This is a genomic window from Alicyclobacillus acidiphilus NBRC 100859 (assembly GCF_001544355.1).
GTDB classification, from domain to species: domain Bacteria; phylum Bacillota; class Bacilli; order Alicyclobacillales; family Alicyclobacillaceae; genus Alicyclobacillus; species Alicyclobacillus acidiphilus.
In genome coordinates this window covers 24,068-42,412 of record NZ_BCQI01000013.1, presented here as the reverse complement: position 1 = coordinate 42,412, position 18,345 = coordinate 24,068, and the positions used below count along the sequence as shown (strand labels likewise).

Here is an 18,345-nt window from a genome sequence, read left to right as displayed (position 1 = left end):
TTTTTTTGCCGCGACGTGGAATCGGACGTGGAATCTTGTGTCCAACTTCCGAAGCAATTGCCAGGATGGGCTGCGGATTGCGGAGGACACTAATGGCACGAACGCGCGTTTACGTTCGCGGCGCGTCGATGTGCGCGCATAGTCGCAGATCAGTCTAAAGGAGGCGATCACGTGGGTGTCGACGTCAAATGCAGCGTGTCAAACTGCTACTTTTGGAAGAACCATAACACGTGTACAGCGCCAGCCATCATGGTGACAGTGGACGATCAGGCCAATTCCCGGTTTACCGAAGAGATCGCGAACGAGATCGCGGTGGATCTGGAGCGGACCGACGCAGCGACAACGCCTCGGAACACCTGCTGCCACACATTTCGCCCACGCTGAGGGAGGTTTTCGTATGCCGCACGTATCCGACGATTCGCTGGCCAATTGGCTGAGCGACGCGCATATCATTGCATCAGTCGGTGTCACCCCGAATCCAGGCACGAAGGCGTATCGTACGGCAGCATATCAGCAATCTCAAGGATACCAGGTGATCCCGGTCAATCGTACCGGCGACACGGTGCTTGGACATCCGGCGGTATCGTCACTGGCCGAGATCGATGGTCCGGTCGATATCGTCAATGTGCCCGATCACGTCAAAAATGTGGAACAAATTGCCGACGACGCGATCCAGGCGGGAGCCAAGGTGCTTTGGTTCGAATCGGGAGCTCACGATCACGCCATCGATCAACGAGCTGAAGCCGCCGGCGTTCACGTCGTCAAGAATCGCAACTTTGAACGCGAACATCGCAGGCTGCTGTCGGCGAAGGAACAATAACGTTCGATTCGACGCGTATGCTACACTACAGAAAACGACACTGGCTATCCCTCACGAAGGGATAGCCGATTATGTTCGGAGGCATCTATGAGATGGTCGCGTTTGGCCGAGAGTGTGGGTCGAGGACTGCGCACATGGCAAATCGTTTATATGGTTGTATTCGCTGTTTTCTCAACGCTGGCGAATCTCGACAACGGCGTTGGAGCGATCTGGCTGGGCCTTTTGTACATATTGCTCAGCATAGGTTCGTTGATCGTGCTGTTGCCTCATTTCCGTCGGACTTTATTTCGGCCCGACGATCCACTGCGGTCAGGGCGATTATCTGGAATCGCGCGAGTGGCGTGGAGCCTGTATCTGTACATCGCTTTTCCTCTGGCGGCGATTGGCTTTTTGCAACTATTCAGCGCCGTCACGGGGATGTTTTTGCAGTTCAATGAGTCCAATGTGTCCTCGAATCCATCCATCGCGGATTATTTGGTGGCTGTGGTCGCAGGACTTGAAGAATTGTGGCGTTGGAGCATGGTGGGTACGGTCATCGTGGTGCTGCGTCGCTTGCTTCATTCCAAGTGGCACCTTCGATCCACTCGAACCGCCGCGTTTGCCACAGGATTTGTGATGAGCTCTCTCGCCTTTGGAGCTGGGCATATTTTTGAATTTCAAAGTCATCTGGTCCGCGCTTGGCTGCTGTTCAGCCTTCTCGGAGCAGTACTCGCATTGTTCACCATCATCACTGGACGCATCGTACTGACGATGGCGATTCACAGCGGTTACGACTTGTGGATCACCTGGATATCCTCACCGCACACGAATGGCAGTTTGGCAGGCTTGATGTTGGTTGTATTGTTGGCTGTGGCCATGATCACGCTCATCTTCCGAAAGGCGATTTTTTATCGGATTTAGGGCTATGTTCACGGGCCAAGGAACAAGTGTCAGTGAGTATGATTTAGTTCTTCGCGCTGTGCCGTCTGCGGGTTTTTGGTTTGCGCCGTGGACGTTTCACTTTTGTTCACCGCATCGGGCATCGGCAAGACACTGAGACTACCGGTTGGCTCCAGAATGGCGTACTCGATTTGCCGATAGTCGAAATACCCCTGTTCGCGGAGCAGTTGTCGGAGAAGATCGAGATCGATCTTGCTTTTCTTCATGTGCTTCAAGTTGTATTCGCCGCGATGGATCAAAATCACGGGCTCACCGCTCGCGACCCGACGAAACCATCGACTTTTCAGCGAAAGCGTCGACGCCAAAATGGTGATACAAGAGAAAAAGAACAACTGGATCGCACCCGTAATCACCCCTGACGCGCCTTCGGACGTAATCATGTTGGCCGCGATGTTGCCCATGCAAGCCCCGGCTACCCAATTAAAATAGGTTGCCTGACTGATTTGTGTTTCGCCAATCCACCTGACCAACGCGAGCAATATGGTAAATGTGATGACGGTGGTGAGCGCGACTGTCAACCAATGGATTGCCATCTTCTTCATTCATTCCTCTGTTGAGCTCTGCACTTCAAACTGTCTACAGGATTTTCCTTTCTCGATCCCGCTATGCACTGCAGGAGGGCCTGCGATTCGCGCGGCCCGCGTCGACAAATTGAAAAAGGGCTTGCCGCCTTGCGATTGAGCGAATACTATAGATGTGCGTGATATGCGCAGAAGGGGATGAGCACTTGGACAGTATGTCTCCAGGTCCTGAACGAACAAACGGGGAATTGTTCATCCATGCGTATGTTCGCGTTTTGCGGAGGCTGAGCGCGATGTAAATGGGTACGCTTTTGATGTTCAATTCCCCGGAAAGAGGGAGTGTTGAACATGGGAAAGCGCAACTATTACGTCTTGCCAAATGAACTCCGTGAGGAAAATGCGACGATTGAAGGGTTCGAGATTCCTCTCAACGAGGATGACGCGCGCCGGATTGATCGACTTGTGCGTTTGTACGAGTCGAAGATTCTCACGCAGGTCGACGAAGAATACGACAAGAAGACAAGTTGGTCGGACAAACTGGCTGACAAAATCGCTGCGTTCGGCGGAAGTTGGATGTTTCTTTGCATCTTCGGAGCGGTGTTGGGATTTTGGATCCTGTGGAATTCCTTAAGCATCACTCATCCTTTCCATTTTGACAAGCCGCCGTTTATTCTATTGAATCTTTGTCTATCCTTCATTGCGGCATTTCAAGCGCCCATCATCATGATGAGCCAGAACCGGCAGGCCGCACGAGACAAACATGAGTCAATCATCGATTTCGCCATCAACTACAAGGCGGAGCAGGAAATCGACGATATGCAGAGTCACTTGCACCGGATCGAAGGCAAGTTGATGCAGCTCGAGAAGTTGTTGACGGCCCTCCACGACGGTGAATCTGCGCAGGCGCGAGTGCGCCAAAGCAACTGAACATACTTGCGAAACAAGGGCCGGAATCGATGAGCGATGTCCGGCCTTTCCCAATGCTTCTCCGCCTGAATCACCCGCTCAATCGAACGGTTTGATACCTCTTTCGCTCATCCACTCCGCGAATTCGCGCGCCACAATTCGTTCGCCCGTGAGGTTGTCAGACAAATGCGACGCCAAAAACACGATGGGTTGCGCCATAATGTCGGGTTTGAGAAGACCCGGGATCGATTTCCATGTATCTTTGTATTCTTCGGGAAGCATCCCTGTCTCGGTGGCTCCGCCCGGGAGCAAAATGTTGACCGTGACGCCATACGGACGCAAGTCCTCTGCCATGATATAGGACAGGGAGTCGGTTGCGGCCCGAGAGGGACCATAGGGTACAAAGCCCTTGCGGACCATGGTTTCACGATTGATGGAGATATTGATGATTTTCCCGGATTTCTGCTCGACGAACAACGGTGTGAACGCGCGTGAGACCAGGAAGTAACCCGTTAAGTTCGTGTCGATCACATCGCGAAACCCCTCTGGCGACACTTCAAAGAACGGCTGCGGTTCGAACATGAATTTCGGATTCACGGTGCGCATGCCGATACCCGCGTTGTTCACCAGCACGTCAAGCTTTCCCCACTCCCGCTTGACCCACTGGACTGTGGCGTCAATCGAATCGATGTCGCGCACATCGAGCGCCAATCCATATGCGTCCAGTCCACTCGCACGATATCGCTGCACGATGGGCTGCAACTTGGATTTCGATCTCGACGTCAACACGACGGACGCGCCTCTGTCGAGCAACGCCTCCGCCATCGCGAGTCCCAAGCCGCTTGACGCCCCGGTTACGAGTGCCTTTGTCCCTTTTAGCTGTATCTCCGTCATCCCAGCCACTCCTTCGATGATTAACCCGACAGCACGCCCCTGCTCTCTACTTGAGCTTCTCGGGTCCGTACTTGCGCTTGCCAGGATCATTGTGTGACAGTCCTGTCAGAATTTCAATGAGCATTTTCAGGATGCAGGGAACGGGCTTGGTATAGTCGAATCATGGTCATCTAAAGTCGAATCACGCGTGTGGGGTGTAAATGCCAATGGTTCTAGAGCAAGTCATTGAGGTCGCTCCTCGATTTCATCAATTGATCCCTTATGCCCATTTTGTCGTGACGGATCTGAACGGTTATATTTTCTCCATTCCAGGTCGCGACTTCTTCATTCCAGCCTTTGATGCGGGGCAGTCGTTTCGAGACGGCAGCATCGGCAGAGAAGTGACGACGAAGGGTGTTGTCGTTACGCGGGTAGGCAACCCGGAAGTCAGCGGTGGCATTCCGTACCAGGGAACGGGTGTCCCGTTATTCGAAGACGACAAGGTCGTTGGCTCCATGTGCATGTTTGCTTCAACGCGTGATCGAGATATTCTGCACTCGACATCCGTCAGTCTTTCAGCCATGGTTCAGCAATTGTCCGCGACCATGGACCAGCTTCGCGAGAAGGCCACCGCGTTGTCGACCATTTCGAAGGAACTCTCCGAAGAAAGTCACGCCATCGAGGGTTCGAGCAAATTGATTGGCGATATGGCGAACGTGATTGCGGATGTGTCTGCAAGGACGCGGATCATTGGTCTCAACGCGAGCATTGAGGCGGCGCGTGCAGGGGAAGCGGGACAATCGTTCCGCGTGATCGCCGCCGAGGTTCGGAAACTGTCAGAGCAGACCGGAACTTCGTCCAAAACTGTGCTGGACGCGACCAACAAAGTCGTGCAAGCGCTGCGGGAAATCGATATGAAAATCCAGTCGCTCTTTGAGGACGCCCTGGTTCAACAGCGGGGAACGGATTCACTTGCGGACACCATCGATGAGATCGTGCGGGTGAGTACGGAGTTGACCGATTTGGCTGCGCGTGTTCGTTCTTGATGCCAGTGGCAAAAGAGGCTCGTTCACATCGTCGATAACATCGACCGATGGTGAACGAGCCTCTAACTTTATCGCCCGCGCAATTCGTCCAGGCGAATGGCCCGTTTATGAGGCGTGTGGTACCACTTGCGATTGCTGCGCGTCAAGTACGCCTGCAGCGTCACGGGGCCCCACGTCCATAGGAAGAACGGCAGGACGGCAAGGCCAAAGTACGCGCGCCAGTTGATGCGCTCCAACAACAATGCCAACGGCATTTGCGCGAACAGCAAGACGTTCACAATTACCCATACGTTGGTTGGAATGATTGGTATGAAGTGAGCGGACGACACTTTGCTCGCTGGCGAAAAGTGCACCAAAAACAAAATCGCGGCTGCCAAAAAGAGAAGGAGCGAGCGCATCGGCTGAAACAAATAGACAGCCATGTCGAATTTCGCTAAATTGCGTCCGACGATACCTTCCCAAAGCAACGGGAATAAGTGCTCTTTCGCACATTGAAAGTGTCCTTGCTGCCAGCGCAAACGTTGCCGAAAAGAGGCTGTGAACCCGGTCGGCTTTTCATCGTAGACCTTTGCGTCGTGCGCCCAGGTAGGCACAATGCCATTGCGGAGGCAACGCACGCCGAATTCGAGGTCTTCTGTCAAACCGGTGGCTTTCCAGCCAATCTCTTTGAGAACTCCGTGATCGATACACAGACCGGTTCCACCAAGCGCGCATGAGATGCCAAGGTTCTGACGAGCGTTCTGCCACATCCGGTTATCGAACCAATAAGAAATCGCCAGTGACACGCTGACCCATGTGTCGAACGGATTTTTGACACCGAGGTACCCCTGAATCACTTTGTTGCCTCGGCAGAGCAAATCGTTCATCCTTGCCAAAAATTCGTGATCGACCAGGTTGTCCGCGTCAAACATGGTTAACGCGTCGTACTGCACGTTCAGCTTGTCTAGTTCCGCAATGATCCACTCGATTGCGTAGCCTTTGCCGCGCTGGTCCGCGCTGGTTCGCCGATGGACAATGGCGCCATGCATGGCGGCGACATCCGCCGTATGGTCTGTACAGTTATCGGCAATCACGTGAATCTCGTACAAGTCCGATGGGTAGTCTTGTGCTTTCAAACTGTCGATGAGCGGACCAATCACGCGTTCCTCGTTGTGCGCAGGCACCACAATCGCAAACCGTTTCGATGGCGGAAGCAGGACCTCGCGTTTTCGGTGAATCAACCCGAAGATGGAGAGAGCAAGCTGATAAAGCGCAACAAGCCCTGTGATAAGCTGCAGCGCACCGTATATTGTATTCAGCAATCCATACATCAGCTCGACCATGATGAAGTTCCTCTCCGTACCGCGGCGTCTTCTTCCAATGTTCGTCCCCACAAAAGGATCAGGCCGACCATTAAAAAGTAAAGATTTGCGGTATAACTATACTCAAATAAGTTCTCAACAAAACTGTGAACAAGGATCGCGATCACGCCTGTCAGTCCAGCAAGGGCGAGCAGGCGTGTTCTGCCGGCGGCCTTTCGCAGCACACGGGCCACGTCGCGCAATATCGCCACCTGCATCGCGGCAAACAGCGTCAAGCCAACGAGCCCTGATTCGCCAAGTATTTTGGCATAGTAGTTGTCCGAATACAAGGAGAACGTATGCGACGTGGCGATGGCTCCGCCATAGCGTCCCAGTCCTGCGCCAAAGAATGGAGCTTTCGCCATGACGTCAAACGCTTGTTGCCACAGCATGATGCGACCGCCCTGGGCGGATTTCACAATATATACTTCGTTAAATAAATCCATGACTCGGTGGTGAATCGGCGGCACCAGAAACAGTACGGCCGCCAACACGATCAGAATTGGCAGGATGCGCCGTTCGTAAACAATCGACGTGATCAGCACGGCGCAGCCAAGCCCCAGCCAAGAACCGCGATCGAATGTGAATACCAGCGTCGCCAGACAACATACGCTGCCGGCGAGGTACAGCCACTTCCGAACGCGGTGGCGGTCGACAAAGGTCAACGCAATCAGGACGGGCAGCGCCAGCTCCATGTTGGCGCCGAGTTCCGCTGGGGACTGCATCAGCGAGTAGACGCGGGTCCGGACCGATTCACCAACGTCCAGCCAAGTGGCAGGTACGGGAACTTTCATTATATATTGGAAGACGCCATGCATGCCGAGAAGTATGGACGTACAGACCGCGCAGTACAAAATCTTCGGCAGATCGTCGCGGTCCACGATATAAGGCATGAGCATCCCAAATAAAATAAATTCTACGTCCATCATGAACCCGTCAAATACGAGAACCGGATTGTGATCGCCTGCGAGCATGAGCGCGACGCAGTACAGGACGTACCAGCCCCCATATTTGCTCCACGCAAACCGCTCTGGACGATATCCTTGAATGTACCTCACGAGCGCGATGTACGCCATCACGGCCAGTACGAGTTTGTCCCAGATTGGCCCGAGAAAGCGCCAATAGGACAGATTACAGGTGTAGTTGACTACGGCGAACGCAGAGAAGCAGAACAAACACCATTTCGCCACACCTTCTCCGAATCGCCTGGCTTGGATCGTTTGGTTGTCCAACGTCGTAGAAAGCATTCGTCATCCCCTAACTGGTAGGTTACCACGATCATATCAAATCAGGCGCGCGAATCCATAGAAAAGGAACGATTCAATGGAAATTCAATGTTTCCTCGCTACGATGATCCCAGGCAGGTTGCGCCAGTTGCAATTCCTTTTCTTGACCCCCTTGTGTATCACACTTTGACCGTTGGTTTTCCAACGGTCACTTTTTTTTCGCCATTCATCGACGGATTGTGAGGATTTTTTGATGCTGTCTTGCTATGCTGAGTCTCGGACCAAACAGGGTGATAGAAGACGATAAACACCCATCAAAAACCCTTCTTCGGGAATTTGCAGGAGGAGAGACTCGCTATGAGACGAGGATCCATCTCTGAACGTGGTCGTGCGCGCTCACGTTTGCGCCAAGTGCTGGCGAATACTCGTCTTAGTGCGTACTCTGCGTTCATCGCTTGTACTGTGGGAGCCGTGGCGTGCGGCCCCGTGTTTGCGGCGGTTGGCGGTACTCCGTCCCATCCACAATCGCCCGTTTCAGAATTGATGATGGGCAACCATCAAGGATACGCCAAGCCAAGTCCGCTTCAGACGTCGGTGTGGAATCCGCTGTTGGTCGGGAGCAGGCGAACGTTGACGTATGAAGATGTGGATGGATGTCGTGAGACGCTCTATCTGTTCGAACCGGTACACGTCAATCCTGGGCAGGCATTGCCGACGGTCGTGTACTTTCACGGCGGATCGCTCATCAGCGGCAGCGCCGTCATACGCAAAGGCCAGAAGTACCGCAAGGAATGGATCATCAGCGAGATCGAACGTTCGCTTGTAAACGATGGATTCGCCTTTGCTTCAGTCAATTATCGATTGGCCCCAAAATATAAATGGCCTTCGCAAATTGACGATGCCAAAGCGTCGGTTCAATACTTGCAGGCCCATGCTTCCAGTTTACATCTAAATCCGAATGCCATCACCACGATCGGTGACAGCGCAGGTGGAGCACTGGCCAGTCTGGTTGGCCTGACGATGCAGGAGAAGACGAAATCCAGTGAAATTGCCGACTCCGGCACGTCGAATCCAACGAATACCTCGAATACGTCGATTCGCGCGGTGGTCGATCTGTTCGGCCCGGTGGACAGAAGTTATTATGCAGATAAGTGGTTGGCAAAATTCGGTTCCCGACCTACGCCAGCTTTCGGGGTACTGACGCCGCAGTTGATACGCGACGCGAGCGCGGTCAGCTACGTCCGTTCCGGGGACCCGCCATTTTTGATTGTGCAAGGCAAACAGGATCCGGTCGATCCGCCGAGGCTGTCCCTTGAGTTGTACGACAAGCTGCAGGCGCAAGGGGATCACCCGCAATTGCTCCTGGTCAACCACGCGTCGCACGAACTCGTGCCTGTCGGTGGCAATCCATCGCCGAGCATACCGACGGTGGTTCAGCGCATCGTGTCGTTCATCGAACAAAATGGCCAAGCGTCCGATAGTCAACAGGTCTCGGTATAGTCTACGTACAATTGGCCGCGTTCCGGCGGATATGGTCGACTATCCGTGGGGGACGCGGCCTCTTGTTTCGCTTAGCCTGATCGGACAACTTGTTACAGAACCTCTGCCTCTGCGTGGACGCCGAGTCCAGGCTCGAATTTCAGATTCACACTCACTCTGCCCCGTGTGACGTGTTCCCGATCCGCGACGAACGCCGCGACAGCCTCTCTCAACTCAGCGTCTCCCAGCGACGGCGCGACTGTTCCGCGAACCCAGATGTCTGCACCGAAGCGGCCAGCGTAGTCATAGAGCAGGTCCACGGTGACGTCGCTCGGATCGCAATGGCGAACGCGCGCCACATACTCGCAGCAGGCGTCGCAGACCGCTTGTTCATCGAGTGTCGCGACGGTTTTGACGATCTCGACCGTTTCCGTTCGTTCTATCGTTTCGTCGATATAGTCGTCATCGTACATTGGATCATGCCCCCTTCGATATCCAGGCCTTTCATAGGTCGACCTTCTCCGTCGAGCCACGGTGCGGCCAATAGCGACAATCAATTTGATCAACAGAAGCAGGACGATGATATCGACCATGATGCCAATCACGGACCAGAACGGTGAATAGCCAGGGCCTCCCCAGCCGCCGGATGTGAAGTAGCCTGGACCGCCTCCGTAATACGGACCGCCAAATCCCCATCCGAATGGATGAAAGAGACTTCCGAGGAAGAATCCTGAGACAAACGATCCGAAATGTCCAGGGTAGAATCCATACCCGCTGGCGCCGTAACCGTACGAACCGCCAAACGACGACCGCGTTGTCCGCGTGGTTGTCGTACGTGTCGTCGATTTGTTCGAACGATACGTCGAACCGCCGCTGTAACTCTTCGTCGACGAGCGGTAGGTGCCTGTCGATGGACTACCCGTTTTCGGCAGCCCGAACGTTGAGCCGCTCGAATACGAGCGCCCTGACGAAGAACTGCCAAAGCTATGGCTCGAATAACTCGAGTGATAGCTTCGTCCGCCGCTGTAACTGCGTGCGAACGCGACGCTTGGCATGCTGAACAGCAAAGCCGCTGCGACGATGATGGTAAGCAAACGTTTCAACTGGATTCATTCTCCCTCTACCGCCTCCCTGTGACATGGTCTTACAACGGGAGGCTCGGATTGATAAGTTCATATGAACTTATTTTATGAACATATTATATGAACTTGTTATAAGGGTGTCAACATGCAGTATGCTTGTTGGGTTCATGGTCGTATAATGAGTTCATGAGAACTATTCGAAGGGGTGGATGGCATGTTCACTCGGTACCAAATGGCCAAGCTGCTGATTCATTTGCGGGCTATGAATGTTACTGAGGCGTTGGCCTTAGTGAAGACCGTTTGGTCGGCCATGCGATCATCGAGATCGAATGAATTGGGCGATGCTTCGGGCCGCTCATCAAACGACGCAGGCCTGTCGCTCGCGATGCCAGGGGGCATTCCGACGCTGCCGCCAATCTTGCATAAGATCATCGGTTTGGAGGGGGCGAGATCGAAAAGTATCGGTTTCTCCATGAACGATATTGTCGCACTGGGAAACCAAATGGAGTACGCGAATCTGTCGACGACGACGGTTCAAAACTGGATTAAGCGTGACGTGAAGGATATCATCGCGACGCCGCAGGCCGGTAAGAAGTATTCCGTCGAACAGGTCGCGACCATCTTTGTCATCGAGGATCTGAAATCGTCATTGGATTTTGAGTCCATTCGACGCATGTTGGGACTCATTTTCAACGATCCCCGGTCCGATGACGACGATGTGATTCATCCGGTGGACTTTTTGGCTGCGTACGCGGAGGTTTATGAGAAATTTCGGACAAAAGGGTTGGCCGTCGCCGACATCGCGCATCACGCGCGCACGTTCGCCGAGGGGCTGGCTGATGCAGGGGCGGAAGAACGAAGGTCGGTCGCCCATGCCATAACGGTGGCTGTGCTCGCGCTGCAGGCGTCCAGTTTTCAATTTGCGGCAAAGACGATCGCTTCATCCGTCGTGATCGACAGGCGATTGTCGTGAATGCCGCGGCCGACCATTCACGCGCGCAGCAGTGGAACCAATACTGGGGCCAGCGCGAGAGTGATGAAAGCCGCGGTCACCATCGACAAGCTCGCACAGGTGCCTTCCATCTGGCCAATCTCGAAGGCGCGAGCTGTACCCAATCCATGGCAGCCCATGCCGAACAGTGTGCCTTTGGCAACGGACGACTGAATGCGGCAGACGCGAATGATCAGTGGGCCGAGAATGACGCCGGACAATCCTGTGATAATCACGAACACCGCCGTCAACGCAGGGATGCCTCCAAGCGTCTGTGAAATATCCATGGCGATTGGCGTTGTGACCGATCTCGGCGCAACACTAAGCGCGATGCTTCCACTTAAGCGCATGACGCGCGCCAGCAAGACGGAGGAAGTCACCGCTACCGTTGCTCCGCATGCCAAACTGAGCAGGAATTCGGCAATGTGCCGCTTCAGTACGTCAAAATGGCGATACAGCGGAATAGCCAAAGCGACCGTCGCCGGGTTGAGCATGTCCGTCAGCAGCTTGCTCCGCGAAAAGTACGTCGAGTACGACATGTGTGTGCACAGCAGCACCACGATGAGTGCGATCAGACACGTAATCATTGGGTTGAGCAAAACAAATCGAACTTTTTTGTATAACGTTTTACCTCCCCAGTAGAACACCACGGTCATCACCAGGCCCATCCACATCAACATGAGGAAGCCTCCTCTTTGGCGTACCTTGACTTCACGTTTCGTCGCTGTCTCGACTTCCATACGGTTTCGGCGATCGCGCCGGTAACGAGCATGACAAGCGCCGTGCTGGTGACGATGGTCACCACAATCTGAATGCCTTGGTGCAGCATCAGGTTCCCATAGGAGAGAATGCCCACTGAAGATGGGATGAAGAACAACAGCATTTCGCGGATGAGCCAGTCCCCTCCGGAAGAAACCCATTCCAGCTTGACGATTTTGAATTTCAACAACAGAAACAGGATGATGAGTCCCCAAATGCTTCCTGGAACAGGCACGTCCAACGCCTTGGATATCCACGTGCCGATCTCGCTGAGTCCAAACAAACACGCGACTTGCAGGATGATCCCAAAGATGTGCGTCACTTTCGATCGTATAGCCACAAACAATGAAAACCCTCCTTCCTTAAGTAGGATACGCTTGATCATGATGTGCGTCTAATATATAAAAGTTGTGTAATTGAGTCGTGATACGAATTAATTGCAGAGGGGAATCCATGTGGAACTTCGACAATTGGAGTACTTCATCGCGGTGGCAGAAGAATTGCATTTTGGCCGCGCCGCGTCGCGCCTAGGGATGACACAGCCGCCTCTCAGCCAGCAAATACGTCAGCTTGAGGATGAGCTCGGTGTGCTTCTGTTTCATCGGACCAACCGCCGTGTCGAGTTGTCGGACGCGGGACGCGTGTATCTCGGCGAGGTAAGGCGCCTGTTTGCCTTGCTTCAACAGGCGGAACAGATGGCGCGCAAAGCGCAGCTTGGTAAGATGGGCAGGCTGGTTCTCGGGTTCGTTGGCTCTGCGACCTACGATGTGCTGCCGAGCGTCATTCGCGTGTACCAGGACCAGTACCCCGATGTCGATCTCGTGTTGCACGAGATGCCCACGCCAGATCAAATTGACGCGCTGCTCAACGGCACCATCGACGTAGGGGTGTTGCGCCCACCGACGTCCCATCCAGCGTTGACAGTTCGCACCATTCGGCGAGATCAGTGCGTGGCGGTCGTTCCGGTATCCCACCGCTTGGCTGCGGAGAAGTCGATCACGATGAAGCAGTTGCGGGGGGAGCAGCTCATTTTGGTATCGCGGTCGATATGGCCCGGTCTGTACGACAGCATCGTGACTCTCTTTCACGAAGCAGGGGTGAGCCCCTCCATTCGTCTTGAGGTGACAGAGGTTCAGACGGTTGTCGGATTGGTCGGTGCGGAGATTGGCGTCAGCATTTTGCCGGGATCGACGCAGCACGTTCACACGCGCGACGTCCGGTATTTGCCCATCACAGGCGAAAGGCCTCAAGTGGAGATGGGTGTCGCATGGCGCCGTGAGGATCAGTCAGAGGTGCTCAAGCAATTTCTCGCCGTGATCGACAAGATGGCAGTTCGCACGGACGGACAGACTCGTTGATGCGATTTAGACAAAAACTGTATTGTGTGAATGCGTTTACAACAGCGCGAAGCCGAGTTATAATCGACAAAACGTTTGTTTGGTACTAGAACAAACAAACATCGTGCTAAGGATGTGAGTCTATGCGCATTGGGACGGTCGTGCGCAATGTGAACCGGACAAACGTGCTCCGGGAGGTGTGGATGAATCAACCGATTTCGAGGGCCGAAATCGCGAAACGGTTGGGAATCAGCCGATCCGTTGTCTCCAATATTGTCGATGACCTTCTCACAGAAGGATTTGTTCGTGAAGTGGGCAAAGGGGACTCGACGGTCAAAGGGGGACGTCCATCGGTTCACCTCGAGTTTGTTCCAACGGCTCGCTACTCCTTCGGAATGGACATAGGCGGGACGAAGACGCTGTTTATGGTAACCGATTTAAGCGGTTCGGTCATTTCGCAGCGAAAAATCCCGTCTCATCGCGATGGACTCGATCCGGTGGAGCATTTGCGCAAGGAAGCCCAAATCTTTTTAGAGGAATCTGGTGTTTCACTGGACAAGTTTGTCGGTTCCGGAATTGGCGTTCCCGGTCTAGTCAATCATGTCGATGGAACAGTGGTGGCCGCGCCAGGGTTGAATTGGGTTGACGTGAACCTGAGGGAGGCATTTGAATCGAGTCTGCCCGGCCCCATCATCATCGACAACGACGTCAATATGGCGCTGATCGGCGAGAAGTGGATGGGCGCCGGTGGTGACGACAAAGACACCATATTTGTGTCGATTGGAACCGGAATTGGGGCAGCGCTCATGATCGACGGCCGAATTCACCGAGGCTTTGAAGGCTATGCCGGCGAGGTTGGCTATGTCCCGGTCGATCCGTTCGCAGACAATGGGGGAGACATCTCCCAATTTGGTGCGCTCGAGAGACTCGCATCAGGGACAGGAATTCGCTTGCAGGCGGAGACGCTTTTACCGTCGTACCCCAACTCAACACTCCAGGCAGGCGACATTCGGGCCGAAACGGTGTTTGAGGCAGCCAGTCACGGAGACGAATTAGGTCTATACGTGATGGACAGAACCATAAAATACCTGGCTTTTGCGTTGGCGCACATGATTGCGCTCGTCAATCCCGCATCGATCATTCTTGGAGGCGGCGTCGCCCAAAGAGGGGAAGTGTTGATCGACGGAATTAAGCAGCGTCTGAAACAAATCATGCCAATTCACACGAATCTGAAATTGGCGAAATTAGGAGAACTTGCTGGGGCATACGGTGCTTCAGCTTGCCCGATTTTCGTCATGTCTGGGGTTTATGATTCATTTTCTTCCATTTCAAAGTCGAGGTGAACATCCTATGGGTCAAGAAGGACCAAAACTGGAACGTGGCATTGGACTGTTCCAGGCAACGGCAACCAATATGTCACAGATGATGGGCGCTGGACCGTTCATCACGATCCCGATTATTTTATCGACGATGGGCGGCCCTCAGGCGATTTTCGGCTGGCTGATTGGCGCTCTTTTGGCGATGCTGGATGGATTGGTCTGGAGCGAACTCGGTGCCGCCATGCCAGGAGAGGGTGGTACGTACGTATACCTGCGTGAAGCGTTCCAATACCGAACTGGAAAACTTATGCCATTCCTCTTTATTTGGTCCACCATCATCGTCACTCCGCTCATTATGTCCACGGGCGCCATTGGACTGACGGACTATTTGCAATACTTTTTCCCGCATATGACGGGTCTGGAAGCGAAATTGACAGCCGTTTTGATTACCTTCATTACCATTGTCCTGCTTTGGCGGAGAATTCATTCGGTCGCCAAGCTGACCACTGTGTTGTGGGTGGGTGTCATCCTGACTGTCGTGCTCGTCATCATTGCGGCAGCGTCGCATTTCAGCGCACAATTAGCTTTTTCGTTCCCGCAGGGCGCGTTTGCCCCATCCAAGTTCTTCGTTGGCCTTGGCAGTGGGATGCTCATATCGATTTACGACTATATGGGGTACTACACGGCATCGTATCTTGGGGATGAGGTCAAGAATCCAGGAAGAACCATTCCACGGACGATCTTGTTATCCATTTTGTTCGTAGGCATCATTGACCTTAGCATGAACATCAGCATCATTGGGAATATCCCTTGGCAGTCGGCCATGCACAGCACGGACATCGGAACGCAATTAATTCAAAAAGTGTGGGGACAACCTGGTGCAATCCTCATCACGCTGTTGATCATTTGGACCTGTTTTGCATCCGTTTACGCAGGTCTGCTCGGCGCCTCGAGACTTCCATACAACGCGGCTCGAGATGGTTTGTTCTTTAAATCCTTTGCGCGCTTGCATCCAAAATTGAAGTTCCCGCACGTGAGTCTTTTGGTAATGGGCTGCATCATGGCGATCTGCTGTTTCTTCAATCTGACGCAAATCATTAACGCGCTGATGGCAACGTCCATCGTCATTCAGTTCATGGGCCAAATCGTCGCTTTGACCGTTCTTCGGAAACGCCAGCCGAACTTGAAGCGGCCATTTCGTCAATGGCTGTACCCACTGCCAAGCATTTTGGCGTTTATTGGCTGGGGATACGTGTTTTACTCATCTGGTTGGCCCGCGATTCGTTTGGCCATTGCGTGGACGGTTCTGGGAATCATTGTCTTCTTGGTATGGTCAGCTCGCAAAAAGGAATGGCCCTTTGGCGAAAAGGTGATCAAGGAAGAGTACGCTCGGCCGTCCGTTGAATCAGTCGATTAAATCGACTCGCCTTGGACGGGGCCTGGAATGAAGTGCAGCCTGTGACTTCACAGGCTGCACTCATTCACCTGAAAACCGTCAGCCCCACCTACGCTGACGGCCATGGCAGCCACATTTGCTGCCCCACCTGGTTGGCGATGACCAGTATATGTGATGCGGGATGCGAAGTATGTCGAAGTATCAGGCCTGAAAATTACGAGTTCGACTGTCCATTGGAGATTAGGTGGATATGACGCTGATCATAAAACTCTGCAGTTTGGGGTCGAGCGCGAAGACAACAAGTGGACACACAGCCCTGCGAAAGGTCGTTACACGACGGTGCCGCTTTCTGGCTGGCACAAGCTCACCACGGATGAATGCTTGAAAATCGTAAGTTTTCACATGCTCACCTCGGTGGAGGAATTGAGACGAATATATGCGCATTCAGCTTGGCCACATGTATGGATAGATGGATAGAGAGAGGCAGCGACCTCTCTCTATCGACGGATCGTTAAGACAGGATGCGATACGTAAATCCTACATTCGTCATCACGTTGTTCGCGGGATCCATCACAGGTGCCCAAACCTGTACCCATGGATTGCGAGCGCTTGGCGCGTTAAAGGCAATGCGAAACGGATAGTTGATGCCGTTTTGCGTGAGCGCAGACCGGACTCGGGCTCGACGCACGGCAGCTGGGGCGGTTACGGCATCTTCAAACTGTTTGCGGAAAGTCAGATTGTTCGCCAGTTTACGTGCCAAGAGACTGATTTGTCGAGTAGCTGTTTGATAATCGGATGCCATGACTGTCACCTCCCTCGTGTTGAGATGTACGCAGTGTATGGATCCGTGATCGGCTGTGGTAGGGCGATTTGGCCAAGCTGTTCAAAAATACGCGAATGGAGGTAGGTGAGTTTCACCAAGCATTGGGACATGTAAGAGCGTCTGTCGAAATGTTGCAGTCCTTCATAAGGGCCACGGGAATTTTTCCCGTGGCCCGCGTAGCGTCAATATGCACCCCCGTATGGAACCAAGAGGATGAACAGCACGAAGATGATCAAGAAGACAACTGCCCATCGAGTATATCCACCAAAGCATCCGTCCATATGTGTAGCCTCCCTTCTAAATTGAGACTGGAAGTTTCAACAACAGCCATGCACAAGGCGGCGTGATACAACGTATTCACCGAAGTGTCATGGAGACAGGTACAAAGGTGGACAAGGCGAGAGAATGATAAAGAACGCGCGGAAATGTGTGTGCTCTAGACTACGATATCGCTGTCCATATCAATGAATGTCCGGTGCGAGATGTAATGACAAGCATACGTATGGAGCACGGAGGTGATCACATGAGCACTGGAAGCACGCGAGTGATTGTACTTCATCCCGGTCAAAGGCTTCTGATTATCGTCAGAAGGCGCCGTCACCGGAGGTGACAGATCTAACAAACAATTCGCTGTAAGAATCATTCGCTGCCGCAGAAATGTGGCAGCTTTTTTTAGGGCTAAGAGGACGTCCAACGAGGAACAAGGAAAAGGTTCACGGAAAAGGCGAGTTCCCCCACATTGCGGCGATGCTAGTCAAGTGCGCGGTTCATGCTGACAGCTAGCTTGATCGATATTATAATGTTTCAATTTTGTGCTTTATTGTTGACAATTCGATTTTTGATGATATCATGAGTGTATGTTCAAAAAGCGTTCTGCAATGTATAACATACTGAGCCGTTCTTTCTGCGCCTCATATGGGTGCAGGACAGGGCGGCTTTTTAAGTTAACAGTTGAACAAATCAAAGTGCTCACGGGAGCACGCGGAGGTATTCTTATGAATCAAGGAATCGTTAAGTGGTTTAATGCGGAAAAGGGTTTTGGTTTTATCGAAGTTGAAGGCGGAGAAGATGTATTCGTACATTTCAGCGCAATCCAAGGCAACGGCTTCAAGACGCTCGAAGAGGGCCAACGAGTTACGTTTGATATCGTGGAAGGACCGAGAGGTCTGCAAGCGGCAAACGTTGCATAAGTAACCCCTCATAGGGACAAGGTCACGGGCAAATCGCTCGTGGCCTTTTTTGGTGAGAAAATCGTGAGGAAACGTAGACCGAAAATGAACAATCAACAAGCAGTTACTAAACAGTGAATGTGTGCTTGGCTGACGAGGCGCCAGTCGTCCGTGCCTCTGGGCAAATAACTCAGAGGTACTTGGACAGACAAGAAGAGGCGGTGTATACTGCCTCTTCTATTCCACGTAACAAAAGGATTGTGGCGCCCGAAACTGAGAATTCGATGTCTTTGGATCTATAGGTGATTCGTATAAAAGC

The 18,345-nt window shown here is 53.0% G+C and carries 19 protein-coding genes; 11 read left to right on the top strand and 8 right to left on the bottom strand.

The annotated features are described in order from the left end of the window. Nucleotides 1–171 precede the first annotated feature (171 nt). From AAC01S_RS07110 to AAC01S_RS07100, 3 genes are all read left to right on the top strand, one after another. Complete coding sequence (locus tag AAC01S_RS07110) at nt 172–384, top strand: DUF1540 domain-containing protein (protein ID WP_067620955.1); 213 nt, start codon at nt 172–174, stop codon at nt 382–384. A gap of 13 nt (nt 385–397) precedes the next feature. Further along, nucleotides 398–820, top strand: coding sequence for a CoA-binding protein (locus AAC01S_RS07105; protein ID WP_067620954.1), 423 nt, complete (start codon nt 398–400; stop codon nt 818–820). Between the two features lie 87 nt (nt 821–907). Then, nucleotides 908–1,720 carry a CPBP family glutamic-type intramembrane protease gene (locus AAC01S_RS07100; RefSeq protein ID WP_067620949.1) on the top strand — a complete coding sequence of 271 codons (813 nt, stop codon included), beginning with the start codon at nt 908–910 and terminating at the stop codon, nt 1,718–1,720. Nucleotides 1,721–1,749: 29 nt separating this feature from the next. Here the strand turns inward: AAC01S_RS07100 and AAC01S_RS07095 are convergent, their stop codons facing one another. Continuing rightward, nucleotides 1,750–2,301 (bottom strand): DUF421 domain-containing protein, encoded by a 552-nt coding sequence (locus tag AAC01S_RS07095; RefSeq protein WP_067620947.1) that lies wholly within the window; start codon nt 2,299–2,301, stop codon nt 1,750–1,752. 327 nt (nt 2,302–2,628) lie between these two features. On the opposite strand from AAC01S_RS07095, the gene AAC01S_RS07090 reads away from it, so the two are divergent. Further along, nucleotides 2,629–3,207, top strand: coding sequence for a DUF1003 domain-containing protein (locus tag AAC01S_RS07090; RefSeq protein ID WP_067620946.1), 579 nt, complete (start codon nt 2,629–2,631; stop codon nt 3,205–3,207). A gap of 78 nt (nt 3,208–3,285) precedes the next feature. On the opposite strand, the gene AAC01S_RS07085 is transcribed toward AAC01S_RS07090, so the two are convergent. Next, entirely contained in the window at nt 3,286–4,080 is a 795-nt protein-coding gene (locus tag AAC01S_RS07085; protein ID WP_067620944.1) for an SDR family NAD(P)-dependent oxidoreductase, read from the bottom strand. 206 nt (nt 4,081–4,286) lie between these two features. Between AAC01S_RS07085 and AAC01S_RS07080 the strand changes: the two genes are divergently transcribed. Next, nucleotides 4,287–5,105 carry a methyl-accepting chemotaxis protein gene (locus AAC01S_RS07080; RefSeq protein ID WP_067620942.1) on the top strand — a complete coding sequence of 273 codons (819 nt, stop codon included), beginning with the start codon at nt 4,287–4,289 and terminating at the stop codon, nt 5,103–5,105. Between the two features lie 68 nt (nt 5,106–5,173). Here AAC01S_RS07080 and AAC01S_RS07075 read toward each other — a convergent pair whose 3' ends face one another. Both AAC01S_RS07075 and AAC01S_RS07070 read right to left on the bottom strand, forming a co-directional pair. Beyond that, nucleotides 5,174–6,427 (bottom strand): glycosyltransferase family 2 protein, encoded by a 1,254-nt coding sequence (locus AAC01S_RS07075; RefSeq protein WP_067620940.1) that lies wholly within the window; start codon nt 6,425–6,427, stop codon nt 5,174–5,176. Beyond that, a complete protein-coding gene (locus tag AAC01S_RS07070; RefSeq protein WP_067620938.1) occupies nt 6,415–7,692 on the bottom strand; it encodes an O-antigen ligase family protein in 1,278 nt (425 codons plus the stop codon). Before AAC01S_RS07070 ends, AAC01S_RS07075 begins: the two co-directional genes overlap by 13 nt. A 336-nt stretch (nt 7,693–8,028) precedes the next feature. Between AAC01S_RS07070 and AAC01S_RS07065 the strand changes: the two genes are divergently transcribed. After that, nucleotides 8,029–9,171, top strand: a complete 1,143-nt coding sequence (locus tag AAC01S_RS07065; protein WP_067620936.1) for an alpha/beta hydrolase — start codon at nt 8,029–8,031, stop codon at nt 9,169–9,171. 92 nt (nt 9,172–9,263) lie between these two features. Here AAC01S_RS07065 and AAC01S_RS07060 read toward each other — a convergent pair whose 3' ends face one another. Continuing rightward, nucleotides 9,264–10,253, bottom strand: coding sequence for a DUF2653 family protein (locus tag AAC01S_RS07060; protein WP_067620934.1), 990 nt, complete (start codon nt 10,251–10,253; stop codon nt 9,264–9,266). 193 nt (nt 10,254–10,446) lie between these two features. Here AAC01S_RS07060 and AAC01S_RS07055 point away from each other — a divergent pair, with 193 nt between their 5' ends. Next, nucleotides 10,447–11,205, top strand: a complete 759-nt coding sequence (locus tag AAC01S_RS07055) for a DUF1836 domain-containing protein (RefSeq protein ID WP_067620932.1) — start codon at nt 10,447–10,449, stop codon at nt 11,203–11,205. A gap of 17 nt (nt 11,206–11,222) precedes the next feature. On the opposite strand, the gene AAC01S_RS07050 is transcribed toward AAC01S_RS07055, so the two are convergent. After that, nucleotides 11,223–11,903 (bottom strand): LrgB family protein, encoded by a 681-nt coding sequence (locus tag AAC01S_RS07050; RefSeq protein WP_067620930.1) that lies wholly within the window; start codon nt 11,901–11,903, stop codon nt 11,223–11,225. Then, on the bottom strand, nt 11,897–12,322 hold the full coding sequence (locus AAC01S_RS07045; protein ID WP_245630117.1) for a CidA/LrgA family protein: 426 nt from the start codon (nt 12,320–12,322) through the stop codon (nt 11,897–11,899). The genes AAC01S_RS07050 and AAC01S_RS07045 overlap by 7 nt, the downstream gene beginning before the upstream one ends. Nucleotides 12,323–12,437: 115 nt before the next feature. On the opposite strand from AAC01S_RS07045, the gene AAC01S_RS07040 reads away from it, so the two are divergent. From AAC01S_RS07040 to AAC01S_RS07030, 3 genes are all read left to right on the top strand, one after another. Continuing rightward, nucleotides 12,438–13,340 carry a LysR family transcriptional regulator gene (locus AAC01S_RS07040; RefSeq protein WP_067620928.1) on the top strand — a complete coding sequence of 301 codons (903 nt, stop codon included), beginning with the start codon at nt 12,438–12,440 and terminating at the stop codon, nt 13,338–13,340. 122 nt (nt 13,341–13,462) lie between these two features. Beyond that, nucleotides 13,463–14,662, top strand: a complete 1,200-nt coding sequence (locus AAC01S_RS07035) for an ROK family protein (RefSeq protein WP_067620926.1) — start codon at nt 13,463–13,465, stop codon at nt 14,660–14,662. 7 nt (nt 14,663–14,669) lie between these two features. Beyond that, entirely contained in the window at nt 14,670–16,055 is a 1,386-nt protein-coding gene (locus tag AAC01S_RS07030) for an APC family permease (RefSeq protein ID WP_067620924.1), read from the top strand. A gap of 490 nt (nt 16,056–16,545) precedes the next feature. On the opposite strand, the gene AAC01S_RS07025 is transcribed toward AAC01S_RS07030, so the two are convergent. After that, nucleotides 16,546–16,836, bottom strand: a complete 291-nt coding sequence (locus AAC01S_RS07025) for a hypothetical protein (protein WP_067620922.1) — start codon at nt 16,834–16,836, stop codon at nt 16,546–16,548. 1,016 nt (nt 16,837–17,852) lie between these two features. Between AAC01S_RS07025 and AAC01S_RS07020 the strand changes: the two genes are divergently transcribed. Beyond that, nucleotides 17,853–18,047 carry a cold-shock protein gene (locus tag AAC01S_RS07020; RefSeq protein ID WP_067620920.1) on the top strand — a complete coding sequence of 65 codons (195 nt, stop codon included), beginning with the start codon at nt 17,853–17,855 and terminating at the stop codon, nt 18,045–18,047. Nucleotides 18,048–18,345 lie beyond the last annotated feature (298 nt).